Origin of the sequence: Paucibacter sp. PLA-PC-4, from assembly GCF_026241155.1 — a bacterium.
GTDB lineage: Bacteria > Pseudomonadota > Gammaproteobacteria > Burkholderiales > Burkholderiaceae_C > Roseateles_E.
In genome coordinates this window covers 110,723-134,475 of sequence record NZ_JAPFGP010000015.1, presented here as the reverse complement: position 1 = coordinate 134,475, position 23,753 = coordinate 110,723, and the positions used below count along the sequence as shown (strand labels likewise).

The window sequence follows — 23,753 nt, the reverse complement described above, 5'->3', positions numbered from 1 at the left end:
CTTACTTTTTGGCCATAAGGTCGGCGATCACGCCGCCCTTGTCCAGGCAGGCCTTGGCTTCCATTCCCTTGAAACCATGGCCCTTGCAGCCGTTCTGGCCCTTGCAGGCGTTCTCGCTGGTCTTGCAGTCTGAGTTGCCCTTGCAATCGTGCACGCCGTAGCAGTGCACCTTGTCGCTGGCAGCTACGGCCAGGCCACTGCTGCCGGCGGGCGCCGGGGCGGCAAAAGCATTCATCGCAAACATTGCGGCGGCGGCGGCAAGGCAGGCGCCTTGGGTCTTGGTCAGCATGGTGAATCTCCGTTCGGTCCTGAGGGACCAGTAAAGCAAGTCAGATCGCTTGCACGGGCTCTGTCGCGAACGCCGAACCCGGCCTTACACCGCCAACCCAAGATTTCTGCGGCCGAACACCTTGGCGAACGCAGAGACCAAGAACATCAATGCGTGTAAATTGGTACCATAAAACAAGACCTTAAGAAGATCGTTGATATCGATTCTCCGCAAAAGATCTTCAGTAAACGGCAGAGTCTCGCGAGACCTCTTAGTGGTTTTCATGGGGTGGATTGCGCTTTGGTCTAGAAAAAGGTCTACTAACGCTGCGGCAACGAGGTCCAGACTTACAGGCGCCGCGCCATCCAGGAGACCGACCACCATGAAGAGCTTCCCCCTCACCCAGATCGCCAGCGCCGTTTCGCTGGCCTTGCTGCCCACCCTGGCATTGGCCCAGCAGGCCGCCCCCAAACCAGACACCGAGATTGGAAAGAACCAGCAACTCGAACAGGTTGTCGTGACTGGCATCCGTGCCTCGATTCAGAAGTCGATCGATACCAAGCGCAATGCCGACACCAACGTCGAGGTGGTCTCGGCCGAGGACGTGGGCAAGATGCCCGACAAGAACATCGCCGACGCACTGTCCCGCCTGCCTGGCGTGAATGTGCAGTTCGGCGGTGCACTGGCGATGGACGAGGCCGAGCGCGTCGCCATCCGCGGCACCAGCCCCAACCTGAACCTGGTGACGGTCAACGGCCACGCCTTGTCATCGGGTGACTGGCACGTCGGCGACCAGGGCAACAGTGGTCGCTCGGTGGGCTTCGGCCTGCTGCCCTCGCAGCTGATCGGCCAGTCGATCGTCTACAAGACCCAACGCGCCGACCTGACCGAGGGCGGCATCTCGGGTAGCGTGGACATCCTGCTGCGCAAGCCGCTGGACTTCAAGCAACGCCTGAGCGGCGAGTTGGCGGTTGGCGCCATCTACGCAGACCTGCCCGGCAAGACCGATCCGCAGCTCAGCGGACTGGTCTCCTGGAAGAACGAGAGCAATACCTTCGGCGTGCTGCTGCAGGCCTACAAGGAAGACCGCCACCTGCGCCGCGATGGCGAGGAGACCTTCAGCTACGGCGTGATCACCGCTGCCCAGGCGGCCGCCTCTGGCAACTCTGAGCTGGCCGGCAAGCGCATGCCCGGCAGCATTAACAACGCGATGTTCGAGGGCGTGCGCAAGCGCACCGGCATCTCGACCGTGCTGCAGTTCAAGCCCAGCGATAGACTGGAGGCCTCGCTGAGCGGCTTCCGCAGCGTGCTCAAGGCCGACAACTACAACACCTCCGGCTTCGCGTTGCCGACCGGGTTGGTGGGCGCCGGCTGGCTGATCAAGGACGCTAAGTTCGACGGCAACGTCATCACCAGCGCGCGCCTGGAGCGCCCGGCCAATGCGCCGGCCGCCCAGCGCGTGGTCGGCTTCGAGTACGACAAGATCCTGCGCGACGGCGCCGAGTCGCTGAGCTCCTTCTACGACTTTGACCTCAAGTTCACGCCCACCGACAAACTGACCCTGCGCAGCCGCATCGGCACCACCAAGGGCCAGGGCGAGACCAAGCAGCAGCCGCAGCTGACCTTCGGCCTGATCAACCCGAATATGAGCTACAGCATCGACCCGTCCAAGGGAACCAGCTGGACGATGCTGAACTCGGCCAACCAGCCCATTGACATGGGCAATGTGTCGAACTTCGTGATGATGAGCAACACCGCAGCCGCCGTGGTGTCCAAGGACAAGGAGGACTACCTGCACCTGGACGCCGAGTACGCGGTAGGCGGCTCGCTGATCACTAACCTGAAGTGGGGCCTGCGCAGCGCCAAGCACAAGCGCAGCTATGACGTCGTCGGCGGCCGCTGGAACGCCACCGACCAGGGCGTGGCCTTCATCCCCGTCACCGGCGGTCAGCTGGTGGACAACATCATCCCGCCGGGGACGTTCCCGGCGCCGGCGGGCGCCTACCCCTCGGACTGGGCCTCGGGCGTCAAGGCCCAGCTGCCCCAGGGCCTGTTCCGCTACAGCGCCGAGCAGCTGCGCGCCTTCGGCGCCCAGTACATGAACTGGGACCCGGTGCTGAACCGCTCGCTGACCAGCGGCTATGCGGTCGACGAGAAGAACGACGCGCTGTACTTCATGGGCGAGTTCGAGCTGAGCCCGCAGATCAGCGGCAACGCCGGCCTGCGCCATGTCAGCACCTCGGTGGACTCGCTGTCTTACCAGGCGCTGACGCAATGCGTGGCCTTGCAGCCCTGCGCCGTGCCCGGCGCCATCGTCGGCTCCAAGCTCGGCACCTATCTGCCGCGCCTGACCAGCACCAAGCATTCGGCGATCCTGCCGAGCATGAACCTGCGCTGGGACCTGCGCAGCGACCTGATCGCGCGCGCCTCGGCCTCGCGCTCGCTGGGCCGCCCGAACTACAACGAGCTGGCCGGCGCCGTCTCGTTGAACGACACCCTGCTGACTGGCACCAGCGGTAACCCTCAGCTCAAGCCCGTGCTGTCCACGAATATGGACGCCACCCTGTCTTGGTACTTCGCTCCGCGCGCCGTGCTGTCGGGCGGCCTGTTCACGCAGCGGCTACAGAACTACGTCAAGGCCGGCACCTCGGCGATCGAGTACTTCAACATCAGCCAGGGCAAGAACACGACCTACACCGTGACTTCGCGCGTCGGCGTGAAGGCCAAGCTGCAAGGCGCCGAGGCCGCGCTGGAGATGCCGATCGCTGGCGGCTTCGGCTTCGGCGTCAACGCCACCTATATCGACTCCGAGGACAAGGATGGCGTCGAGATGCTGGGCACCTCGAAGTGGACCTACAACCTGCGCGGCTTCTATGAGGACGACAAGTTCTCCGCGAGCCTGGCCTGGAACTACCGCACCGACTACAGCTTCGGCTTCGTCGGTAACGGCACCAACGTCCAGCCGACCACGCCAGCCGGTGTCGTCACCACGTACAACGGCCTGCGCTATTACAAGGGATACGGCGCGCTGGCGGCCTCGCTGGGTTATCGCATCAACAAGGACCTGAGCATCCACTTGGATGGCAACAACCTGCTGAACCCGGTGCGCCACACCTATGACCTCAGCGAGAACGCCCCCGGCTACTGGCATGAGAGCGGGCGCCAGTTCTACCTGAACCTGCGCATGAAATTCTGACGTCCGACATCAGTCGCAACCAAAGCGTCGGAATCCTGGCGGGGCCTCGCGCCCCGCCCCTTTTCTCCTACGATGTCCGGACCCGGCCGCTGACGTCACGGCTTTCTCTCCCTTCATCAAGACCCTCCATGGACCGCGCCCAGAAACGCCAGCAGATCAAGCAGCAATTGCTGGCCATGATCAAGAGCAATGCCAACGGCGGCCGCCTTCCGCCTGAGCGCGAGCTCAGCGAACGCTTCGCGGTCGCGCGTGAAACCCTGCGACGCATCTTGCGCGAGCTCGAGCAGGACGGCGTGCTGGAGCGCAAGCAGGGTGCTGGCACCTTTGTGTCCGGCCAACCGGTTCTCAAGCAACCGCAGCTGCGCTCTTTCTCCGAGGAGATGCGCGAACGCGGCCTGACCCCCTCCAGCGAGATCCTGTCATGCCGGCGGGTGGCTGCCGGGGCCAAGCTTGCGAGCCGGCTCAAGCTGATTCCGGGCTCGTCGGTCATGGAACTCAGGCGCCTGCGAATGGCCAACGACGAGCCGATGGCGCTAGAGACCACCTATCTGGTGCCGAGCCAATTGCAAACGCTGGAGCCCGCCGAGCTGACCCGGCACTCGCTCTACGAGCTGCTGGCTCAGCGCTTCGACATCCATGTCCGATCGGCCATGCAGCAGGTGCAGGCGACCGTGCTGTCCGAGGAGGAGGCCGATCTGCTCGAAGTGCCCGCCTTTTCACCCTCGCTGCTGGTGGAGCGCCTGACGCTGGGAGACAGCGGCGAGATCATCGAGTTCGCCAAGAGCCTCTATCGCGCCGACCGCTACCGCTTCGAGCTGCAAGTGCGCCGCCCGCCGACAGCCGCCGACCCGGAGCCTGCCGCCTGACAGGGCGGCCGGCCAAAAGTGTTCCTGCATCAGCCAAGAAGTCCCATGCTCAAGACAGAAACCCCCAACAGCGACCATTCCGATCTCGACCTTTATGACAACGCCCGGCTGCTGCAGGTGCTGGCGGACGACCAGTTGCAGGCCGTCGCCGCGTTGCGTGCCGCACTGCCGGCGCTGCAGCAGGCGGTCGAGGCCGCGCTGCCGCGTATCCAGTCCGGCGGGCGGCTGATCTATGCCGGCGCCGGGACCTCGGGTCGGCTGGGCGTGCTCGATAGCGTCGAGCTGGGCCCCACCTTTTCGTGGCCGCGCGAACGCGCCCTGGCCCTGATCGCAGGCGGCGAGTCGGCAATGTTTGTCGCGGTCGAGGGTGCCGAGGACGACGAGGACCAGGGCGAGCGTGATCTGCAGGCCCTGGCCCTGGACTCGAAAGATGTGCTGCTGGCGCTGGCCGCCTCGGGCGGCACGCCCTATGTGCTGGGCGCTTTGCGGGCCGCGCGCGCGGCCGGCGCGTTGAGCCTGGGCTTTGCCAACAACCCCGGCGCGCCGGTGCTGGCGGCAGCTGACATCGCAATCCTGCTGGACACCGGACCCGAGGTGATCTCGGGCAGCACCCGACTGAAGGCCGGCAGCGCTCAGAAGATGGCGCTCAATACCTTCTCCAGCGCGCTGATGGTCAGGCTGAACAAGGTTTACGGCAATCTGATGGTCGATCTGCGCGCCAGCAATATCAAGCTGGTCAAACGTGCGGTGGCGCTGACGATGCAGGCCACCGGGGTCGACGAGAAGGCAGCCCGCGCGGTGCTGGAACAGTGCGATTTCCATGTCAAGGTGGCCGTGGTGGCGCTGCGCCGCAGCTGCAGCATCGACGAGGCACGCGCGGCACTGGCACGTCACCAGGACAGCGTGCGCCAGGCCCTGGCGGGCTGAGCTCGCCTTTGAGCCGAGAATGGCGACGCCTCCAGCATCCCACGCCACCGACCAGCGCATGAACAGCCACCCGCAAGACCCGACCCCTCGCAGCCCCTGGACCTGGATCCCGACGCTGTACTTCGGCCAGGGCCTGCCCTATGTCGTCGTGATGACCCTGTCGGTCATCATGTACAAGAATCTCGAGGTCTCCAACACCGAGATCGCGCTGTACACAAGCTGGCTCTACTTGCCCTGGGTGATCAAGCCGCTGTGGTCACCGCTGATCGAGCTGTTTGGCACCAAGCGGCTGTGGATCGTCGCGCTGCAGTTCGCGGTGGGTGCCTCACTGGCCTTGGTGGCATTGACGATACCGGCCGAGCGCTTTTTCCAACTGACCCTGGCGATGTTCTGGTTGATGGCCTTCTCCTCGGCCTCGCACGACATCGCCGCCGACGGCTTCTATATGCTGGCGCTGAAACAGCGCAGCCAGGCCGCTTTCGTCGGCGTGCGCTCGACCTTCTACCGCATTGCCAATATCGGCGGCCAGGGCGGCCTGGTCTATCTGGCCGGCGAGCTGCAGGAGCGCACCGGCAGCATGCAGACGGCCTGGAGCCTGGTGTTCGGCGTGCTGTGTGGCCTGTTCCTGCTGATGGGGGCCTATCACGCCGTGATGCTGCCCCGCCCGGCCAGCGATCAGCGTGCCGCTCCCCAGCATGACTGGGTCAGCGAGTTCTTCCGCGTGTTTGCCGAGTTTTTCCGCAAGCCCGGCATCTGGGTGATCCTGGCCTTTTTGCTGTTCTACCGCTTCCCCGAGGCCCAGCTGCTGAAGCTGGCCACGCCCTTTTTGCTCGACAAGCCCGAACTCGGCGGTCTGGGACTGAGCAACAAGGAGGTCGGCATCGCCTACGGCACGGTCGGCCTGACGGCGCTGACCCTGGGCGGTCTGGCTGGCGGCTGGGTGATCTCGAAGATCGGGCTGAAGCGCGCGCTGTGGCCGCTGATACTGAGCATGCATGTGCCCAACATCGCCTTCCTGGCGCTGGCGCTGGCGCAGCCGGGCAATCTCTGGCTGATCAGTACGGCCTTGGCGGTCGAGCAGTTTGGCTACGGCCTGGGCTTCACCGCCTATCTGATGTACATGATTTTGGTGGCCGACGGCCCGCATAAAACGGCCCATTACGCGATCTGCACCGGCTTCATGGCCCTGGGCATGATGCTGCCGGGCATGTGGAGCGGCTGGTTGCAGGACCAGATCGGCTACCTGAACTTCTTCATCTGGGTGCTGGTCGCCACGATTCCCTCGTTCGCCGTTGCGGCGCTGGTGAAGATCCCGGCGGATTTCGGCAGAAAGGTCGACGAATGAGCGCAGCTCGGCTGCTGTCTCTGGATGCGTTCCGGGGATTCACGATCGCCGCGATGCTGCTGGTGAACAATCCCGGCGACTGGGGCCATCTCTACGGCCCGCTGGCCCATGCCGCCTGGCATGGCTGGACCTTCACCGACTGGATCTTCCCTTTCTTCGTCTTCATCAGCGGCATCGCGATGACGATCAGCCTGGGCCGACGCGCACAGCAAGGCGCCAACAAGTCGGCCCTGCTGGCCCAGACCGCGCGACGAGCTGCCGTCATCATTGGCATCGGCCTGCTGCTAAACCTGATTCCCAGCTTCAATGTCGCGGAGTTGCGCATCCCCGGCGTTCTGCAGCGCCTGGGCCTGTGCACCCTGCTGGCCGCGCCCATCGTGCTGTGGTGCAGCTGGCGCGGCCAGCTGGCCTGGGCCCTGGGCCTGTTGGCGGCCTACAGCCTGGTGATGCTGCTGCTGCCGGTGCCCGGGCCGGACGGCGTCTGGCGCGCCGGATCGCTGCAGCCGGGCGAAGATGTGGGCGCATGGCTGGACCGGCTTCTCATCGGAGAAAACCATCTATGGCGCCAAAGCCGGACCTGGGACCCAGAGGGCCTGCTGTCGACCGTGCCGGCCGTGGCCAGCCAGCTCTTCGGCGTGCTGGCCGGCCATCTGCTGGCCGCCCGGCGCGATCCGGGCGAGAAGGCGATGTGGTTGATGGTGGCGGGTCTTGCCGGGTTGTGGCTGGGCCAGTTGCTGGATGCCTGGCTGATGCCGATCAACAAGAGCCTGTGGACCCCGTCCTACGTGTTCGCCATGGCCGGTTGGGCCTATCTGATGTTCGGCATCTGCTATTGGCTGCTCGACGCGATGCCCTTGCCGCTGCTGCGCGCACGCGTCGCCCGGCTGGCCCAACCGCTGATCGTCTTCGGCATGAACGCGCTATTCCTGTTCGCGCTCTCGGGCCTGCTTGCCAAGCTGCTGGGATTTTTCCAATGGCAGGGCCGCTCGCTGAAAGCCTGGATCTATGCGCCCATCCAGGGCCTGGGCCTGGCGCCGATCAATGCCTCCTTGATGTTTGCTTTGCTGTTCCTGAGCGTGATGTACGGCATCGCCTGGTTGATGTGGCGCAAGCAATGGTTTGTGAAAGTCTGAACATGCTCACTCGTCGTACCGTCCTCGCCAGCACCGCCGCGCTGGCCGCCTGTTCCTCGAACCCGCTCTTGCCGGCCGGGCCGCGGCTTCGCGCCGCACCTGAGCTGCTGGCCCAGGCGCCGGTTGCGCCGCGCGAGTTCCGCGCCGCCTGGGTTGCCACCGTGGCCAATATCGACTGGCCCAGCAAGCCGGGCCTGAGCGCCGCACAGCAGCAAGCCGAGATGCATGCGATGCTGGATCGCGCCGCCGCGCTGAAGCTCAATGCGGTGATTCTGCAGATCCGCACGAGCGCCGATGCGCTGTACGAGTCGGCGCTGGAGCCGTGGAGCGAGTACCTCACGGGGGTCCAGGGCCGGTCGCCGGGCTACGACCCGCTGGCGCTGTGGATAGACCAAGCCCACCAGCGAGGTCTTGAGCTGCATGCCTGGTTCAACCCCTTCCGCGCTCGCCAGAACAGCGCGAAGTCGGCCAACGCGGACAGCCACTTGAGCCAGACCCAGCCGCAATGGGTCAAGCGCTACGGCGAGCAGCTCTGGATCGATCCTGGCGAGCCGGCCGCCGCCGAGCACACGCTGGCGGTGTTTCGGGATGTATTGCAGCGCTATGAGGTCGACGGCATCCATATCGACGACTATTTCTACCCCTATCCGATTGCGCTGCCCGACAGCGACCCCGCCGCCAAACTCGAGCTGGACTTTCCCGACGCCCCCGCGTGGCAGCGCTACGGCCAGGCCGGCGGCACCTTGGCCCGGCATGACTGGCGGCGCAAGAATGTCGACGACCTGATCGAGCGCCTGCACGGCATGATCCGCGCGACCAAGCCCTGGGTGCGTTTCGGGATCAGCCCCTTCGGTCTTGGCAAGCCGATGCTGCGCCCCGAGGGCATTGCCGGCTTCAGCCAGTACGACAAGCTCTATGCCGATGTCGAGCGCTGGCTGGAGCGAGGCTGGCTGGACTATCTGGTGCCCCAGCTTTATTGGCCGATGGCGCAGAGGGCGCAGGCCTTTGTGCCGCTGCTGGACTACTGGCACGGCCAAAACCCGCACAAGCGCCATGTCTGGCCCGGCCTGTTCACCAGCAAGATCACCGACAAGGCCGACAGCTGGCCGGTGGCCGAGATCCTCGGCCAGATTGAGCAGGTGCGCACACGCTATCCCGGCAGCGGCCATGCCCACTTCAGCATGATCGCGCTGCAGCAGAACCGCCGCGGCCTGGCCGACGCGCTGGCGGCCAGCCTCTATGCACACGAGGCGCTGCCGCCGGCCTGCCCCTGGTTGGAGGCGGATGTGCCGAGCGCGCCGCTGCTCAGCCTCGTGGGGCTGGACGAGCAGACGCTGCGCCTAGCCGTCCAGCCCGGCCCCGGCAAGCCCGTGGTCCGCCATGCGCTGTGGCTGCGATACCGGGACCAGGGCTGGCGCTTGCGCCTCATCAGCGGTAGCGATTTGAGCCTGCCACACGCAGGCCTCATGGGTCTGGTGATCTCGGCCATAGACCGGGTCGGCAACGAGAGCCCGCGGCTGGCGCTGGCGCTGGACTGAGCGCCCTAAGCGAAGGTATCGACCAGCCCGCCTATCGCGCCGCCGCGCGCGGTATGAAACCAAAGCAAGGGCCCCAGCTCGACGCTAACGCGTAGCCGCTCGTCGGCATACAGCGTCGTGCTGCCCCGGCTGTAGGCTGGTGTGCTCGAACTCTTGATCGGCTGCGGCTCGCCCCCCAGCGGCTGATAGTCATGTGCCAGTGCGCCCTTCGCCCGCTGGCGATGCTGCTGCACGGGGTCGACAGCGAATGCCGATGTCTGGATGGGATAGCGGTAAATATCGCCGGCACGCAAGCTAACTGTCCTCCAACGATGCAAGAAAACCCGGCCAAGACTCCGGACCCAGCACCGACAGGCGACCGCCATGCGGCAAAACTCAAATCACTCAGCGACCCAAAAACTGCGCCAGTTCGGCGCGCCGCAGCGCCTCGAGCCGGCCGGCCGCGATCAGCGCGTCCAGCGCCTGCAGCAGCGCCGCCACCAAGGCCGGCTCGCTGTTCTTGCTGATAAGCAGCCACAGCGGCGCGCTGAGCGCCTGGATCTGCAGCACCGGCTCGAAGTCCTCCGTCCGCAGGCCCGCCTCATGGACCCGGTAGGCAAAGCTGACATCGGGGTGGGCGAACAGGTCGATGCGCTGCAACTGGGCCTTGCGCAGGTTCAGCGCATTGGTGCGCACCGGATCGATCACGCTGTTGTCAGGGAACTGTCCCACCCCCTGGGCGCGCAGCCACTCCTGGAAGTTGGACTGTTCCTGAACGCCGAAGCGCAGGCCGCGCCCCTTCAGTTCGGACAGCGAGCGTACCGGCGGCGCGCCCGCCGTGCGTAGCCGGTACAGCCAGAGCTGGTAGGGCGCGATTTCGCGCAGCCAGCGATATGCCTCGGTGCGCTCAGGCGTGCGTGCCACGCTGAGCACCAGCACATTCGGCTCCGCCTGGGCCTGGGCCAGGGCCCGCTTGAGCGGCAGGAACTGCAGGGGCTGAGCGCTCAGGACGTGGCTGCGGCTGGCTCGCTGCACCACCTCTTGCACAAAGGCATGGACATAGCCAGCAGGTGCGCCGCTCGGCAGCTCGTATTGCAGCGGCGGAAAACTGTCGGCCAGAAGCTTCAGCACGGTGGGCTCGGCCGCTGCGGACAAGCCAGGCCAGATCCAACAAAGCAGGCTCAGCCCCAGGCCCATCAGCCGGCAGGCGCGACGCAATAGCATTTCGGAGTCCCTCCCTTGAGCGATCAAGCCGCAGCCCCCGGGACATCGAGGCGACGGGTCGCCGTGATGATAGTGGCTGCGGCGCGCTCAGCCGGCCTTGCGCAAGGTCAGGTTGATGCGTTGTTCTCCCCACAGCGGATGGCGGCCCGGCTTCAGCGCCGCGACGCCGTGATAGCGCAGCCGCGCCGGCCCGCCCCAGACCACCACATCGCCATCGTGCAGCGCCATCCGCAAGCAGGGATCGGCGCGCCGCAGGCCGCCGAACAGGAACACCGCCGGCAGGCCCAGCGAGATCGAGACGATGGGCTGGCCCAGATCGCGCTCGTCCTTGTCCTGGTGCAGCGACAGCGCGGTGCCGGGCTGGTAGCGGTTGACCAGGCAGGCGTCGGGCACGAAGCCGGCAAAGCCGGCGGTCGCCGCCGCCTCGCCGGCCAGCAGGGCCAGCCGCGCATCCAGCGCTGGCCAGGGCCGGCCGCTGTCGGGGTCCAGCGCGGCATAGCGGTAGCCGTGCTCGTCGCTGACCCAGCCTAAGGGCCCGCAGTTACTCATCGCCACCGCCATACGCCTCCCGCCAGGCGTCAGCCAGCGCCTCGGCGGCGCAGCCGCAAACACCTGCTCGACCACCTCCCGCAGCTCGCAGGCCTGCGCCAGCGCAAAGCCAGGCAGCAGACAGGCACCGGGGGCCAGGTTTTGCGGCGCGCCGGACTCGGGCGCGAACAACTCGCCATTCATGTCGCGTCGTGGAAGATCAGACCCAGGGTATGGCGTCGGCCGGCGCGCAGGCGGCTGACGCCGTGCCGCATCGTCACCCGGTAGACCCCGCGCGTACCGCTGATCGGCCGCTGGTTGACGGCAAACAGCACCGCATCTCCGCGCCGCAGCAGCGGCACCACCTCGGGGCGCGACTGCAGGCGCGGGCGCTGCTCGGTCAGCACAAACTCGCCACCCTCGAAATCTTCGCCCGGCTGCGACAGCAGCACAGCGATCTGCAGCGGGAAGACCTGCTCGCCATACAGGTCCTGGTGCAGGCAGTTGTAGTCGCCCTCGCGGTAGCGTAGCAGCAGCGGCGTCGGCCGACACTGGCCCGCCGCATGGCAGCGCGCAATGAACTCGGCATGGGTCGGCGGGAACCGGGCCCCCAGCCCCAGAGCCTGCTGCCAGCGATTCGCTATCGGCGCGAGCTTCGGGTAGACCGCCGCGCGCAGCGCGGCCACCGGCTCCGGCAGCGGATAAGCGAAATACTGGTACTCGCCCTGGCCATAGCCATGACGCTGCATCAAGACCTTGCTGCGGAACAGCTCGGGCCGCTCATACAGCGCGATCAGCTCGTCGCAGTGCTCAGCGTTGAGCAAGCCAGGCAGCAGCGCATTGCCGCGCTCGTCCAGCGCCCGTTCGGCGGCGGCCCAGTCGATGGGAGGCCTCATGGCTTGGCCTCGCGGGCCAGCAGCTCGCGCTTGCGCTCGACGCCCCATCGGTAGCCGCCCGGGCTACCGTCCTGGCGCAGCACGCGGTGGCAGGGGATCGCCACAGCCAGGGTGTTGGCGGCGCAGGCCGAGGCCACCGCACGCACCGCGCGCGGCGCACCGATGCGCTGGGCGATCTCGCTGTAGCTGGCACTGTTGCCCGGCGGGATCTCGCGCAGCGCCTGCCAGACGCGCTGCTGGAAGGCCGTGCCTCGCACATCCAGCGGCAGGTCCAGCCCCAGACCAGGCGCCTCGACAAAGCCGACCACCCGCGCCACCAGTTGCTCGAAGCCGGCATCCCCGCCGATCAGCCGGGCCTTCGGAAAGCGGTCCTGCAGCTCGCGCAGCAAGGCCCCGGCATCGTCGCCCAGGCTGATCGCGCACAGGCCGCGCTCGCTCTGCGCCACCAGGATGGCGCCCAGCGCGCACTGACCCAGTGCAAAGCGGATCTCCGCCGCGGCCCCGCCATCACGGTAGCGCCGCGGCGCCATGCCGAGCAGCGCGTCGGCCTGGGCATAGAAGCGGCTGCTGGCGCCATAGCCGGCGCCGTAGAGCGCGTCGGTCACGCTCCCATACTCCTGCAGCAGCTCGCGCAGCCGTCTGGCTTTGTGGGCATCGGCATAGGCCTTGGGCGTCAGGCCGGTCTGGGCCTTGAAGAGGCGGTGCAGATGGTGCGGACTCAGACCGGCGCGCTCGGCCAGTACATCGAGACTGGGTGGGTTCGGCGCCTGCTCGATGAAGCGGCACAGGTCGGCCACCAGCGCTGCCTGGCGCTGCGCCAGCGGCGGCTGGTCGGGCTTGCAGCGCCGGCAGGGGCGAAAACCGGCGGCCTCAGCCTGCGCTGCAGTGGTATGAAAGGCGATGTTCTCGGGCCGCGCCGGCCGCGCCGCGCAGGAGGGCTTGCAATAGACGCCGGTGGTCCGGACCGAATAGAAAAACTGCCCGTCCGCCGCCACATCGCGCGAACGCAGCGCAGTCCAGCGTGGGTCGTCCAGCGCGGCCAGGGCCCGGGTTTCGGTCTTGCTGCTCATATTCATGATCGATCTCCGTTGCATGATGACCGAAATCTAGGCGGACCCGCCGGTGCCGACATCCCGCTGCTTGCTTTTGAATTCGATACAGTCCAGACATGCAAGCCGCCCCCATTCCCGCCAACGACGCCGAGCGCCTGCAGGCGCTGCGCGAGCTGCTGATCTTGGATACGCCGCCGGAGCAGCGCTTCGACCGCATCGCACAGTTCGCGCGCGAGGAATTCGAGGTCGGCACAGTGCTGATCAGCTTGGTCGACGAGAACCGCATGTGGTTCAAGGCCAAGACTGGCCTGGAGGCCAGCGAGAGCCCCCGCAGCAGCTCGTTTTGTGGCCACGCCATTTTGCAGCCCGACATCCTGATGATCGAGGACGCGCTGCTGGACCCTCGCTTTTTCGACAACCCGCAGGTGACCGGGCCGCCACATGTGCGCTTTTATGCAGGCGCGCCGCTGGAGTTGGCCTGCGGCCTGCGAGTCGGCACCTTGTGCCTGCTGGACCCGCGGCCGCGCCGGCTCGACCGCACCGAGCTGGCTATCCTCGGTTCGCTGCGCGACCTGGTGCTGGCCGAGCTGCAGGGCCGTGGCATGGGCGAGGCCTGAGAATGCCGGCACGCCGCAAGACCCTGCTGCTGGTCGATCCTCATTCGCTGTTCCGTCGCACCGTGGCACTGGTGGCCCGCGAGCTTGATGTCGCCGATGTGCATGAGGCCAGCAGCCATGAGGCAGCGCAGCGCCTGCTCGAATCGCAGGCCTTCGACGCGCTGCTGATGGACATCGGCGACGGCCTGGGGGCGCTGAGCCTGCTGCAAAGCCTGCGCAATGGCACGCTGCGCAGCGCTGCCGACGTGCCTGTGGCGCTGACGGCCGAGAGTGTCGACGCCAGCCTGCTGGCGCTGTTCAAGCCGCTGCAGGTGAAGCGCATCATGCTCAAGCCTTTCAAGGTCAAGACCGCTCTGGAGGTGGTGGGCGCGCTGACCGGCGCGCCGGCGCATTGATTCAAGTTATGCCCGGTGCGTGCATTGACATTGGCGAGCCCGGGGCCGCGCCTCTAAGCTGAACCACCCATACTTCGTTCCCGCATGCCTGCTGTTCCACTAGACACCCCCAGCAACGCCCGACTCGGTCTTGGTCTGGACGCCGGGGGTACCCAGACCCGCTGGGCTCTGGCAGACGGCGCTGGTCGCTGCATGGCCGAGGGTCATGTGGCCGGCCTCAGCGGCCTGCAATTGGCCAGCGTCGAGGGCCGGGTGGCCCTGGCGCAGACCGCCCACCAGTTGGCCTTCGCGACTCTGGCCCACGGACGGCCCAGCGGCCTGTACGCAGGCATCACCGGCCTGGGCGAGGCCGACGGCCCGGCCGCAGCCCAGCTCAAGGACATCCTGTCGCAGGCCCTGGGGCTGAAACCTGCCGCGATGGTCTGCGGCAGCGATATGGACATCGCCTACCGCAGCGCCTTCGAGCCCGGCCAGGGCTATCTGCTTTATGCCGGCACCGGCGCGATCGCCGCATTCATCGACGCGCAGGGCCGCATGCAGCGGGCCGGCGGCCGCGGCGCGCTGCTGGGCGACGAGGGCAGCGGCTTCTGGATCGCCCGCGAGGCCTTGGCAGGAATATGGCGGCGCGAGGACGAGGCGCCCGGCAGCTGGCAGGACTCGGTACTGGCGTGCGCGCTGTTCGAGGCCATCGGCGGCAGCGAGTGGGCACTGACCCGCCAGTTCATCTATGGCGGCGAGCGCGGCACGATAGGCCGGCTGGCGCTGGCAGTGGCCGGCGCCGCCCAGACCGATGAGGATGCGCGCGCGCTGCTGAGGCGCGCCGGCGGCGAGCTGGCCCGGCTGGCGCTGGCCATGCTGCGCCGCTACGGGCCGCGACCCGTGGTGGCCGCCGGCCGTGCGCTGCAACTCCATCCCCTCATCATCGAGGGGCTACGCGCAGCCCTGCCCGAGTCCATTGCACTGCGCGTGCAAGATCTGCAACCTCACCACACCGCTGCCCGGCTGGCGGCCCGTCTATGAAAAACACCCTGCTCGTCCTTGCCAGCGCCCTGCTACTCGGCGCCTGCGCCACCGGCCCACAGAGCCTGCACATCGACACCAGCCACACCTCGCAGAACCAGGACAGCCGCGCCCTCTTCCTGGTGCTGCACTACACCGTGCTGGACTACGAGAAGTCGCTGCGGGTGCTGACAACCGGCGGCCAGGTCAGCAGCCACTATCTGGTGCGCGATGAGCCGCCGACCATCTACCGCCTGGTCGACGAGAACCGCCGCGCCTGGCATGCAGGGCCTAGCTTTTGGGCGGGCCACAGCAACCTCAATGCCAGCTCGATCGGCATCGAGATCGTCAACCCCGGCTACAAGGACACGCCCGAGGGCCGCGTCTACGCGCCGTTCTCGCAGCCGCAGATCGACGCGGTCATCAGACTCAGCAAGGACATCGTGGCGCGTCATGGCATCAAGCCCGAGCGCGTGATCGGCCATGCCGACATCGCACCAGGCCGCAAGCAGGATCCGGGTCCGATGTTCCCGTGGAAACAGCTACACCAGGCCGGTCTGATCGCCTGGCCCGATGCGGCCCAGGTGGCGGCCAAGATCACCGGCTATGCATCGCTGCTGCCCGACATCGCCTGGGCCCAGGACAAGCTGGCCCGCATCGGCTACAACGTGCCGCGCCACGGCGAGTTCGACGAACTGACCAAACAGACCCTTGTCACCTTCCAGATGAAGTACCGCACGGCGCTCTACGACGGCGTGCTCGACGCCGAAACCGCCGCACTGCTGGACACCGCGACGACACCCGGCGGCATGCGCATGGCCGCGACCCCACTCGAGGGGCCGCCCCAGCCCTATACCTCGCGTTGGTGAGTGGGGTGGCGGCAGCCGACCCATAACTGTCTGTCATGCAACACCGCCAACAATGAATTGTTGCGCGCCCCTGGCGCTGCCCATCATGCATATGCCAGCAACAATTCGCGTGTAGGAGCACAAGCGCTCCCGGTCTCGCACCGCTGGTCCAAGCAACACCAACCAGCGGTCCGCAGTGCCGGGGAGCCCTTGCATGAAACTCAAACACACCCAGATTGCCCAAGCCGCCGCGCTGAGCCTGCTGCTGGGCAGCCAACTCGTCGCCGGCGCACAGACAGGCGCCCCGAGCACCAGCGAAGCCCAGACCGAGACGGCCGAGCAGCGCAAGGTGCGTGAAGACCGCGAGGCTGCTGAAAAGACGGCCGAGGCCAAGGCCCAGCAACTCGGCACCGTGACGATCACCGGCATCCGTGCCTCGGTCGAGCAGGCGATCAATCTGAAACGCATGGCCTCGGCCAATGTAGACGTGATCACGGCGGTGGACGTGGGCAAGATGCCCGACAAGAACTTGGCCGATTCGCTACAGCGCATCGTTGGCGTCGCGGTGCGCACTGACTACGACGAGGCCGAGAAGGTTTCGATGCGCGGCACCAACCCGGACATGAGCCTGATCCTGTTCAACGGCCACACTGTCAGCGGCGGCGACTGGTTCGTGGCCGACCAGATGTCCAGCAGCCGCTCGACCAGCCTGTCATTGATGCCATCTTCGGTCCTGAACAGCGCCACCGTTTACAAGACTTCGCAGGCCAATATCGTCGATGGTGGCTTGGCGGGAACGATCAACGTGACCACCCGCAAGCCGCTGGAGCAAAGGGAGCGCGTCGGCGGCGTTGTCAACGTCGGCGGCGTCTACGCCGACCTGCCGGGCAAGACCAGTCCGCAGCTGAGCGCCAGCATGAACTGGAAGAATGAGGCCAACACCTTTGGCCTGATCGCCCAGGTATTCGCCGAGAAACGTTATGTGCGCCGCGACACGGTGTCGAGCAACGGCTATGGTGTCTTCGGATGGGACATCATCAACACCACAACCATGCCCGGCATCACCGACGCCTCGCTGGCCGGCTCGGGCTACAAGGCCGCCGACTTGAACGGCGTGCGCATGCCCGGCAGCATCGCCACCGAGTTCGTCGAAGGCGTGCGTGATCGCAAGGGAGGCATGTTGTCCTTGCAGGCTCGACCGACCAGCAGCCTTGACCTGAGCGTGGTCGGGTTCATGTCGAAGATGAACGCCTCCAACTATGGCCGCCTGCAGTCCAACGCACTCAACAGCATGCTGCGCGGCCTCGGCGGCGCCCAGGGCGGCACGGCATTCACCAACTCCAATGGCCAGCGGGTCTATGCGCAGATCAAGAACCCGGTGGTCGTCGAGGAGACCACGCTCTACGGCCACAAGCTGAAGGTTCTCAAGAGTGCCGACATCGTATTCGCGCCCGGCACTACGCCGCAGTACATCGGCGACACCGAGCACGCCAGCCGGTCGGGCGCGAGCGCCAGCAGCGGTTTCCTGGATTTCGACTTCAAGTACCAAGTCAGCGACACGCTGCAGATCAAGGGCCTGTTCAGCACCACGCGCGGCGAGGGCCTGACCGAGGCCGATCGCGTGATCTCCTGGGCCCGCAACGGTACCGGGGTGAGCTACAACTACAACGGCCTGGGCGAGGCACCAGATTTCAGCGTCCTGGGTGCTGGCCCCAATGTGCCGGTGCGCAATGCCGACGGCAGCGGCTACGCCATCTTCTCGGCCAACGGCTCCAACCGCCACCACACAGTGGACCGCGAGAGCAGCGTGACGCTGGACGCCGAGTACACCCAGGACAGCGGCATCTTCAGCTCACTGGAATTCGGTCTGCGCCACGCCAATCACCAGCGCGACTATCGCCGCCGCATCAAGGCCAACAGGACGTCGGTCGTACCCAGTTTTGACGCGGCGCTGGCCGTGCCCTACCCCGGCGACTTTGGCAACTCCCTCGGTGGCAGCGGCAACTGGGACCGCAGCGGCTTCTACTTCCCGACCTCGGTGATCGACAGCTACTACGCCAACCAGCGCAGCAAGGAGACCACACCCGAGTGGGAGCGCTTCGTCAGCAGCGAGATCGAGCTGCAGGAGAAGCAAAGCGCGGTCTACCTGATGCAAAACCTGGAAGGCAACAAGTGGTCGGGCAACATCGGTTTGCGCCTCGTGCGCACTGCAGTCGACGCGATGATCGCCACGCCGATTCCTGCCGGCGTGTGCGCGCGTACCGAGCCCGGCAAGCCAGCGGTGCCGTGCGCCGAGTTCCCAAACGCGATCACCACGGCTGGCAATGCCTTGTCCTACTTCGACGGTGCCGTCTGGAACCCGGTCGGCCAGACTTGGTACAAGCGCCCTTCCAACCGAGTGTTCGACAACCTGCTGCCGAGCATGAACCTGCGCGTGGAATTGGCCAAGGACCTGATCGGCCGCCTGGGCTACTCGCACACCATCGGCCGCCAAAACTACAACCTCTACGGCGCTGCATTCAGCGCTCAGGTCTGCAATGCTGGCGTCTGCACGGTCAATGGCCCCAATCCGGACCTGAAGCCGCTGACGGCCCGCAACTTCGACGCCTCGCTCGCCTGGTTCTTCGACCGTCGCGCAATGGTGTCGGTCAGTGTCTTTGACTCCATGATCAAGGGCTATGCCAAAACTGGCGTATTCCGCAATGGCGGCACGGTCGACTTGTGGGATTCGTCTGCTGACATGATGCGGACCTACCAGATTCAGACGACCTCGCAGCAGAATGCCCGCATCCAGGGCGTAGAGCTGGCATATGAGCAGCCTATCGGCGCCGGCTTCGGTTTCACCTCCAACGTCAGCCTGGCCGACACCAAGGTCGAGGACGGTCGCCCGATGATCGGCGCCTCGCGCAAAGCCGCCAACCTGGGCGTGTACTTCGAGAACGACACCTTCAGCGCACGGCTCGTTTACAACTACCGCAGCGAGTACGTGGCCAGCACCACGGCACCGGCCCCCACCGGCGCCAGCCAGGGCACGGTGGTCTACAACGGCGTGACCATGCCCGTGGCCCCAACAATGGCAGCACCCGTCAGCAACGTTGCCTTCTCGGCCAACTACAACCTGACTCCCCAGCTTCAGTTGTCCTTCAGCGCAACCAATCTGACCAATCCAACCCGAGCCCAGTACCGCTACAGTGAAGCCGAACAGCAAAAGGTAGATGCCAGCGGCCGCCAATACTATTTCGAGGCACGCTACAAGTTCTGAGGCAGGAGCGAACTCGAAGCGCAAGGCAGGTCAACGACCTGCCTTTTTCTTGGCCGTGCGGGCTGCGCCCGGCAGCGGATAACCAAAAGTTATATTCTGTCCAGCCCTATTCAGTTGCGAGCGTCGGCATGCTCTCCGACCATTGCTCCCGCGCCATGAAGCCCTCCCCGTCCCCCGCCCGCCCCTTGAACCGCTCCTGTCAGCAAGGACGGGCCTGACCATGCGGCTGCGCCATATTGAGGTCTTCCATGCAGTGATGCAGGCCGGCACGATCAGCGGGGCCGCCCAGCTACTGCACATCTCGCAGCCGGCCGTCACCAAGGTGCTGCAGCATTGCGAGCTGCAGCTGGGCATGGCCTTGTTCGACCGGGTGCGCGGCAAGCTCTATCCGACGCCCGAAGCCGAGCGCCTGTTCGTCGAAATCGACAAGCTCAACCGCGATCTGGTGTCCATCCGCCGGCTGGCAGCCAATCTGCGCAGCGGCGAGTCCGAGCAGGTGCGCCTGGTCGCGACGCCGACGCTGGGCGCCTCGGTGATTCCGGCGGCGATGACGCATTGGTGCCGAGCCTACCCGGCCGGCCATTGCACGCTGGCCACCAACCACACGCGCGAAATCGTCTCGGCCCTGCTTCTGGGCGAGGCCGATCTGGCGCTGTCGCTGCAGGACCCGCGCCACCCCGGCATCAAGACCGAAGTGCTAGCCAGCGGCCCGATGATCGCGCTGTGCCCCGTCGGCTCGCCCGAGGCGGCCGAGGACGGGCCGCTGCCGCTGGAGCAGATCCGCACCGAGCTGGTGGCTTTGCCGGCTGAGGACCCGCTGGGCAATGTGGTGATGAATGCCTGCGAGGCCCTGGGCCTGCAGCCGGTGACCCGGCTGACGGTGCAGACCTACCAGCTGGCACGCTCCCTGGTCGAGGCTGGCGTCGGCATGAGCATCGTCGATCCCTTCACTGCCGCCAGTGCCGACCGCAGCCGCGTTCGCCTGCGCCCGCTGGCCCCGGCCATGCCGGTGCAGCTCTATCTGCTGACCGCCGCCAACGCGCCGCTGGCGCAGAGCGCGCGCCGCCTCGTCAAGTACCTGGGTGAGGCCGCCAAACAGAATCTGGAAAGCTTGTGACGATGATTCCCTGCGAAGAGGTACCGCAGCACCCCGACTTCCGCGCGCTGCTGAGCATTCCCCGTATTGACGTGGATCTGCGCTACGCCACGCGCGACAACTTCGTCGGTCGCAATGTCTACGGCGGCCTCGATTGCAGCTATCTGCGCCGCGAGGCCGCCGATGCGCTGGAGCGCGCCGCCGCCTGGCTGAGCGTGCACCGACCCGGCTACCGGCTGCGGGTGCTGGACGCCTTACGGCCGCAGCGGGTGCAGGAAGTCTTGTGGGCCGAGCTGCAGGGCACGCCGCTGACCCTGTACCTGGCCAACCCCGAGCGCGGCTCTATCCACAGCTTTGGCATGGCGGTCGATGTGACCCTGCTGGACCCACGAGGCCAGGAGGTCGATATGGGCTCGGGCTTCGACGAGATGGCACTGACCTCGCACCCCGACCATGAGGCCGAGCACCTGGCGCGCGGCCTGCTGAGCGCCGCCCAGCTGACCGAACGCGGCTGGCTGCGCGCAGCGATGCGCGAGGTTGGCTTCCAAGGCATTGCCACCGAGTGGTGGCATTTCGACTTCGGCGACCGTATTGCGGTTCGCCGCGACCTGCCCCGCGTTCTTTGAGGCAAGAAATGACCCTGCAACGGCGCCAGTTTGCTCAATCCCTGATCGCCGGAGCGGGACTGGCCGCCGCCCCGGCGCTAGCCCACACCCGCCGTCCGGCGCTCTATGCCAATCGCCTGCAGCCCGGCGACACCGTGGGCCTGGTCAGCCCGGCCAACGCGACTTATGAGCGCGAGCCCATCGTGGTTGCCACTGAGGCCTTGCAGGCCCTGGGCTTTAAGGTCAGGCACGGCACTCATCTGCGCGGCCGCTACGGCCAGTTCGGCGGCAGCGACGCGCAGCGCGCCGAGGACATCAACACCATGTTTGCAGACCCGCAAGTGGCCGGCATCCTCGCGATGACCGGTGGCTCCGGTTGCAACCGCATCGTCGACCGGCTGGACTACGCGTTGATCGCGCGCCAGCCCAAGTTCTTCGGCGGGTTCTCAGACCTCACCAGCCTGGTCAACGCGATCCAGCAGCGCACGGGCCTGGTGACTTTTCATGGGCCGGTCGCCGTGTCGGAATGGAATGCCTTCAGCGTTGCGCACTTCCGCGAGCTGGTGATGCAGGCCAAGGCACCGCTGCTGAAGAACCCCACAGGCGAGCGCGGTGACCACCTGGTGCAGACCCAGGATCGCATCACGACGCTGCGCGGCGGCCGGGCGCGCGGCCATCTGGTCGGCGGCAATCTTGCGGTGCTGGCTTCGCTGGTCGGCACCCCCTACTTTCCCGACTGTCGCGGCGCCATCCTCTTCCTCGAAGAGATCAACGAGTACATCTATCGGGTCGACCGCATGCTGTCGACGCTGCGCTTGGCCGGCGTGTTAGACCAGCTTGCCGGCGTCGTGATCGGCAAGTTCACCAAATGCGAGCCCGGCGACGGCTTCGGCACGCTGACCTTGGACGAGGTCTTCGACGACTACTTCCTGCCGCTGAACGTGCCGGTCTATCGCGGTGCAATGATCGGCCACATCAAACGCAAGTTCACGATCCCAGTCGGCGCCGACGCCGAGATCGACGCGGACGCGGGCACCTTGCAGATCTTGCGGCCGGTGGTGATATGAGATCCGTTCAACGCACACCGCCAGGCGGCTTATGAGCTCAACGGACTAAGGCGGCAGCGGCAGTGTCATCGCCACAGCGCATGCTCCGGAGCCTCCTCACAACCCCATGAGCGCCACATGAGCCGCGACTCCCTTGCACTGCGCCGCCGACCGCTGCGCCTGATCACCCTTGCCACCCTGCTCGCTACTGGCCTGAATGCGGGCGCAAGCCCCGAGGCCGCCACCCGTTACCGCGATTCGGTGCTGAATGCCTCACCACTGGCCTACTGGACATTGGACGCTGCCGCCGGCGCGCTTAGCGGCCAAGATGCCAGCGGCAACGGCATGCACGCGACACCGTTGGGCAGCGGCGCGCTTGCCAGTGGCCTGTTCGGCGGTGCCGCCGCCGGCGGCAGCCAATATCTGCAAGCCCCCGCCTTGCCGGCCATGACGGGCCGCAACTCGCTGACCGTGGAAGCCTGGGTAAAGCTGGATGCACCACTGTCCGGCACCAAGGAAGCCTACGGCAGCATTTTCGACAGCAGCCAGGACAGCTACGTGATGTATCTGGACAAGGCCAATGGCGAGCTGCGCTTCAAGGTGACCACGGCCAATGGCTATGCCGAACGTCCGGGCGCCAGCGCCAGCATCGTCAACAAGCGCCAGGGCGAATGGATGCATGTGGTGGGCATGCTTGACCAGAACGACGCCGCCGGCGCCAGCGCCAAGATCTACATCAACGGCGTGCTGCGCGATCGCCATACCGCCGTCAAACTGGGCTCGAGCATCGCCGCTGGCCAGCTGGCCGCCATCGGCGCGGACTGGAACAACGGCAGCCCCAAGAGCTTCCTGGACATTGGCCAGATCGATCAGGTGGCGGTCTACGGCCAGGCCCTGAGCGAAACCCAGATTCGCAGCCACTACGAACTCGGCAGCGGCAAGAGCTTTGAAGCCTCTGCCCCCAAGATCACCGCGATCGCCAAGGGCTTCGAGGTGATCGCGCATCGTGGCAACTCGATGTTCGCCCCTGAGAACACCAATGCCTCCAACCGCCAGGCCATCGCAACCGGCGCGCAGCGCTTCGAGGTCGATGTGCGCCTGAGCAAGGACGGCGTGGCCGTACTCTCGCACGACGACAGCACGCTGCGCGCCAGCGGTGTCAACAAGTCGGTGGCCAATACGTCGGCGGCAGAGCTGGGGCAGCTGTCGGCCGGCATGGCCAGTGTCTTCGGTGAGCGCTATGCCGCCGAACGCATCCCGACTCTGAAGGAGACCTTAGAACTCGCCAAGCAAGGTGGGAGCAAGATCGTGCTCGACGTCAAGGTCGACAACGCTGGTGCCGCCATTGCCCAGACGATGGCCGAGACCGGATACGGGGCCGATCAGGTGGTCGCCTTCGGCTGGAACGATGCGGCGGTGGCCGATCTGGTCGGCCATCTGGGCCAGGCCGAGGTCTTCCATCTGGGCTTCTTCGGCGGCTTCAAGGCTGCCAGCGGGCTGGAAGCACGGGGCGCCTTTCTCGACGGGCTGGTGAGTCGTGGCGTTGATGGCTTGGCGCTGTCGTTTGCCGATTTGCTCAGTGGCGGTGAGCCGCTGTGGGGCGATCTGCTCTCGCTGGCGTCCAGCCGCGACCTGCGGGTCTTCGTCTGGACCGTCAACGAAGCCGAGACCATGGCTGACCTGATCTCGCTCAAGTCAAGCCGCCTGATTGATGGCCAGTGGGTCGAAGGCCAGATTTCGGGGCTGATCAGCGACGACCCGGCCACCGCGCTGGCGCTGATCAGTGCAGTGCCCGAGCCGCAAACATGGGCGCTGTTCGGCGCCGGCCTGGGCCTGCTGCTGCTGGCCCGGCGTCGCCGCGCGTAAGGAGAGTACCGGGCCGAGGCCGAACCCGGTCAGGCCCCGAGCCGGTTAGCGCCGGCGCGCGGTTGGC

21 protein-coding genes are annotated in these 23,753 nt (G+C 66.3%); 15 read left to right on the top strand and 6 right to left on the bottom strand.

What is annotated here, in order from left to right; genetic code table 11:
- Nucleotide 1: 1 nt before the first annotated feature.
- Nucleotides 2-289, bottom strand: a complete 288-nt coding sequence (locus OOZ63_RS21525) for a hypothetical protein (RefSeq protein WP_266007663.1) — start codon at nt 287-289, stop codon at nt 2-4.
- 361 nt (nt 290-650) lie between these two features.
- On the opposite strand from OOZ63_RS21525, the gene OOZ63_RS21520 reads away from it, so the two are divergent.
- The 6 genes from OOZ63_RS21520 to OOZ63_RS21495 all read left to right on the top strand — a co-directional run bounded on the left by OOZ63_RS21520 (nt 651) and on the right by OOZ63_RS21495 (nt 9,273).
- On the top strand, nt 651-3,464 hold the full coding sequence (locus tag OOZ63_RS21520) for a TonB-dependent receptor (protein WP_266007662.1): 2,814 nt from the start codon (nt 651-653) through the stop codon (nt 3,462-3,464).
- 128 nt (nt 3,465-3,592) lie between these two features.
- Nucleotides 3,593-4,330 (top strand): GntR family transcriptional regulator, encoded by a 738-nt coding sequence (locus OOZ63_RS21515; RefSeq protein ID WP_137943801.1) that lies wholly within the window; start codon nt 3,593-3,595, stop codon nt 4,328-4,330.
- Between the two features lie 45 nt (nt 4,331-4,375).
- Nucleotides 4,376-5,257: an N-acetylmuramic acid 6-phosphate etherase gene (gene murQ / locus OOZ63_RS21510; protein WP_266007660.1), complete on the top strand. Its 882-nt coding sequence runs from the start codon at nt 4,376-4,378 to the stop codon at nt 5,255-5,257.
- Between the two features lie 19 nt (nt 5,258-5,276).
- Entirely contained in the window at nt 5,277-6,602 is a 1,326-nt protein-coding gene (locus OOZ63_RS21505; protein WP_323055774.1) for an AmpG family muropeptide MFS transporter, read from the top strand.
- On the top strand, nt 6,599-7,735 hold the full coding sequence (locus OOZ63_RS21500; RefSeq protein WP_266007659.1) for an acyltransferase family protein: 1,137 nt from the start codon (nt 6,599-6,601) through the stop codon (nt 7,733-7,735). The genes OOZ63_RS21505 and OOZ63_RS21500 overlap by 4 nt, the downstream gene beginning before the upstream one ends.
- Before the next feature lie 2 nt (nt 7,736-7,737).
- The gene (locus OOZ63_RS21495) at nt 7,738-9,273 is read left to right on the top strand and encodes a glycoside hydrolase family 10 protein (protein ID WP_266007658.1); all 1,536 of its coding nucleotides are present in this window, start codon (nt 7,738-7,740) and stop codon (nt 9,271-9,273) included.
- A 5-nt stretch (nt 9,274-9,278) separates the two neighbouring features.
- Here OOZ63_RS21495 and OOZ63_RS21490 read toward each other — a convergent pair whose 3' ends face one another.
- The 5 genes from OOZ63_RS21490 to ada form a co-directional block, all read right to left on the bottom strand.
- Nucleotides 9,279-9,566, bottom strand: a complete 288-nt coding sequence (locus OOZ63_RS21490) for a hypothetical protein (protein ID WP_266007657.1) — start codon at nt 9,564-9,566, stop codon at nt 9,279-9,281.
- Between the two features lie 91 nt (nt 9,567-9,657).
- Nucleotides 9,658-10,476 carry a transporter substrate-binding domain-containing protein gene (locus OOZ63_RS21485; protein ID WP_266007656.1) on the bottom strand — a complete coding sequence of 273 codons (819 nt, stop codon included), beginning with the start codon at nt 10,474-10,476 and terminating at the stop codon, nt 9,658-9,660.
- A gap of 87 nt (nt 10,477-10,563) precedes the next feature.
- Nucleotides 10,564-11,208 carry a DNA oxidative demethylase AlkB gene (alkB, locus tag OOZ63_RS21480; RefSeq protein WP_266007655.1) on the bottom strand — a complete coding sequence of 215 codons (645 nt, stop codon included), beginning with the start codon at nt 11,206-11,208 and terminating at the stop codon, nt 10,564-10,566.
- Nucleotides 11,205-11,900, bottom strand: coding sequence for a 2OG-Fe(II) oxygenase (locus OOZ63_RS21475; RefSeq protein WP_266007654.1), 696 nt, complete (start codon nt 11,898-11,900; stop codon nt 11,205-11,207). Before OOZ63_RS21475 ends, alkB begins: the two co-directional genes overlap by 4 nt.
- Nucleotides 11,897-12,976, bottom strand: a complete 1,080-nt coding sequence (gene ada, locus OOZ63_RS21470) for a bifunctional DNA-binding transcriptional regulator/O6-methylguanine-DNA methyltransferase Ada (RefSeq protein WP_266007653.1) — start codon at nt 12,974-12,976, stop codon at nt 11,897-11,899. Before ada ends, OOZ63_RS21475 begins: the two co-directional genes overlap by 4 nt.
- Before the next feature lie 92 nt (nt 12,977-13,068).
- Between ada and OOZ63_RS21465 the strand changes: the two genes are divergently transcribed.
- The 9 genes from OOZ63_RS21465 to OOZ63_RS21425 all read left to right on the top strand — a co-directional run bounded on the left by OOZ63_RS21465 (nt 13,069) and on the right by OOZ63_RS21425 (nt 23,686).
- Nucleotides 13,069-13,569, top strand: a complete 501-nt coding sequence (locus OOZ63_RS21465) for a GAF domain-containing protein (RefSeq protein WP_266007652.1) — start codon at nt 13,069-13,071, stop codon at nt 13,567-13,569.
- Between the two features lie 2 nt (nt 13,570-13,571).
- The gene (locus OOZ63_RS21460; RefSeq protein ID WP_266007651.1) at nt 13,572-13,964 is read left to right on the top strand and encodes a response regulator; all 393 of its coding nucleotides are present in this window, start codon (nt 13,572-13,574) and stop codon (nt 13,962-13,964) included.
- A gap of 84 nt (nt 13,965-14,048) precedes the next feature.
- Nucleotides 14,049-14,984 carry an N-acetylglucosamine kinase gene (locus OOZ63_RS21455; protein ID WP_266007650.1) on the top strand — a complete coding sequence of 312 codons (936 nt, stop codon included), beginning with the start codon at nt 14,049-14,051 and terminating at the stop codon, nt 14,982-14,984.
- Nucleotides 14,981-15,832, top strand: coding sequence for an N-acetylmuramoyl-L-alanine amidase (locus tag OOZ63_RS21450; RefSeq protein ID WP_266007649.1), 852 nt, complete (start codon nt 14,981-14,983; stop codon nt 15,830-15,832). The genes OOZ63_RS21455 and OOZ63_RS21450 overlap by 4 nt, the downstream gene beginning before the upstream one ends.
- 193 nt (nt 15,833-16,025) lie before the next feature.
- Nucleotides 16,026-19,073, top strand: coding sequence for a TonB-dependent receptor (locus OOZ63_RS21445; protein ID WP_266007648.1), 3,048 nt, complete (start codon nt 16,026-16,028; stop codon nt 19,071-19,073).
- Between the two features lie 220 nt (nt 19,074-19,293).
- The gene (locus OOZ63_RS21440; RefSeq protein WP_266007647.1) at nt 19,294-20,190 is read left to right on the top strand and encodes a LysR family transcriptional regulator; all 897 of its coding nucleotides are present in this window, start codon (nt 19,294-19,296) and stop codon (nt 20,188-20,190) included.
- 2 nt (nt 20,191-20,192) lie between these two features.
- Nucleotides 20,193-20,795, top strand: coding sequence for a M15 family metallopeptidase (locus OOZ63_RS21435; RefSeq protein WP_266007714.1), 603 nt, complete (start codon nt 20,193-20,195; stop codon nt 20,793-20,795).
- Nucleotides 20,796-20,803: 8 nt separating this feature from the next.
- Entirely contained in the window at nt 20,804-21,841 is a 1,038-nt protein-coding gene (locus OOZ63_RS21430; RefSeq protein WP_266007646.1) for a S66 peptidase family protein, read from the top strand.
- 117 nt (nt 21,842-21,958) lie between these two features.
- Nucleotides 21,959-23,686: a glycerophosphodiester phosphodiesterase family protein gene (locus OOZ63_RS21425; protein WP_266007645.1), complete on the top strand. Its 1,728-nt coding sequence runs from the start codon at nt 21,959-21,961 to the stop codon at nt 23,684-23,686.
- The last annotated feature ends 67 nt before the right edge of the window (nt 23,687-23,753 follow it).

What these genes read in the sequence shown, in the direction of transcription:
- OOZ63_RS21525 (WP_266007663.1), bottom strand. Translation starts at nt 289, where the DNA reads ATGCTGACCAAGACCCAAGGCGCCTGCCTTGCCGCCGCCGCCGCAATG.
- OOZ63_RS21520 (WP_266007662.1), top strand. Translation starts at nt 651, where the DNA reads ATGAAGAGCTTCCCCCTCACCCAGATCGCCAGCGCCGTTTCGCTGGCC.
- OOZ63_RS21515 (WP_137943801.1), top strand. Translation starts at nt 3,593, where the DNA reads ATGGACCGCGCCCAGAAACGCCAGCAGATCAAGCAGCAATTGCTGGCC.
- murQ (WP_266007660.1), top strand. Translation starts at nt 4,376, where the DNA reads ATGCTCAAGACAGAAACCCCCAACAGCGACCATTCCGATCTCGACCTT.
- OOZ63_RS21505 (WP_323055774.1), top strand. Translation starts at nt 5,277, where the DNA reads ATGGCGACGCCTCCAGCATCCCACGCCACCGACCAGCGCATGAACAGC.
- OOZ63_RS21500 (WP_266007659.1), top strand. Translation starts at nt 6,599, where the DNA reads ATGAGCGCAGCTCGGCTGCTGTCTCTGGATGCGTTCCGGGGATTCACG.
- OOZ63_RS21495 (WP_266007658.1), top strand. Translation starts at nt 7,738, where the DNA reads ATGCTCACTCGTCGTACCGTCCTCGCCAGCACCGCCGCGCTGGCCGCC.
- OOZ63_RS21485 (WP_266007656.1), bottom strand. Translation starts at nt 10,476, where the DNA reads ATGCTATTGCGTCGCGCCTGCCGGCTGATGGGCCTGGGGCTGAGCCTG.
- alkB (WP_266007655.1), bottom strand. Translation starts at nt 11,208, where the DNA reads ATGAATGGCGAGTTGTTCGCGCCCGAGTCCGGCGCGCCGCAAAACCTG.
- OOZ63_RS21475 (WP_266007654.1), bottom strand. Translation starts at nt 11,900, where the DNA reads ATGAGGCCTCCCATCGACTGGGCCGCCGCCGAACGGGCGCTGGACGAG.
- ada (WP_266007653.1), bottom strand. Translation starts at nt 12,976, where the DNA reads ATGAATATGAGCAGCAAGACCGAAACCCGGGCCCTGGCCGCGCTGGAC.
- OOZ63_RS21465 (WP_266007652.1), top strand. Translation starts at nt 13,069, where the DNA reads ATGCAAGCCGCCCCCATTCCCGCCAACGACGCCGAGCGCCTGCAGGCG.
- OOZ63_RS21460 (WP_266007651.1), top strand. Translation starts at nt 13,572, where the DNA reads ATGCCGGCACGCCGCAAGACCCTGCTGCTGGTCGATCCTCATTCGCTG.
- OOZ63_RS21455 (WP_266007650.1), top strand. Translation starts at nt 14,049, where the DNA reads ATGCCTGCTGTTCCACTAGACACCCCCAGCAACGCCCGACTCGGTCTT.
- OOZ63_RS21450 (WP_266007649.1), top strand. Translation starts at nt 14,981, where the DNA reads ATGAAAAACACCCTGCTCGTCCTTGCCAGCGCCCTGCTACTCGGCGCC.
- OOZ63_RS21445 (WP_266007648.1), top strand. Translation starts at nt 16,026, where the DNA reads ATGAAACTCAAACACACCCAGATTGCCCAAGCCGCCGCGCTGAGCCTG.
- OOZ63_RS21440 (WP_266007647.1), top strand. Translation starts at nt 19,294, where the DNA reads ATGCGGCTGCGCCATATTGAGGTCTTCCATGCAGTGATGCAGGCCGGC.
- OOZ63_RS21435 (WP_266007714.1), top strand. Translation starts at nt 20,193, where the DNA reads ATGATTCCCTGCGAAGAGGTACCGCAGCACCCCGACTTCCGCGCGCTG.
- OOZ63_RS21430 (WP_266007646.1), top strand. Translation starts at nt 20,804, where the DNA reads ATGACCCTGCAACGGCGCCAGTTTGCTCAATCCCTGATCGCCGGAGCG.
- OOZ63_RS21425 (WP_266007645.1), top strand. Translation starts at nt 21,959, where the DNA reads ATGAGCCGCGACTCCCTTGCACTGCGCCGCCGACCGCTGCGCCTGATC.